The sequence below is a fragment of the Mesorhizobium sp. M1A.T.Ca.IN.004.03.1.1 genome (assembly GCF_003997555.1).
In the GTDB taxonomy this organism is placed as follows: Bacteria; Pseudomonadota; Alphaproteobacteria; order Rhizobiales; family Rhizobiaceae; genus Mesorhizobium.
Genome location: NZ_RZTV01000683.1, coordinates 1 through 254, shown reverse-complemented (window position 1 = coordinate 254; position 254 = coordinate 1). Strand labels below are relative to the sequence as shown.

Here is a 254-nt window from a genome sequence, read left to right as displayed (position 1 = left end):
CCTCCGTCGGCATGTCTCTCGAAGCGGTCGAACCCGCCACCACCCTGCCGATCTTCATCAACCTCAAGGACATTATTCAGCGCATCCGCGATAGGTTGAACGGACGCCGCAACCGCGAAGCGGCGGCCTCCGAAACCATGCCGAAAGCATCGGCCGGAGGCGACGAAGCCCGACGCGAAAACGGCCGTTGAACGCCTTGCGTCTCGAATGATCCTTGCTATGGTCGGCGCGACTTCCGCCAACCAAGACTGGAT

Annotated in this window: 1 protein-coding gene; it reads left to right on the top strand. The window is 61.4% G+C overall.

All coding sequences use genetic code 11. The features are described 5' to 3' along the window. On the top strand, positions 1–191 hold a 191-nt coding region (locus tag EOD29_RS33400; protein ID WP_164764026.1), incomplete at its 5' end, for a hypothetical protein. Positions 192–254 lie beyond the last annotated feature (63 nt).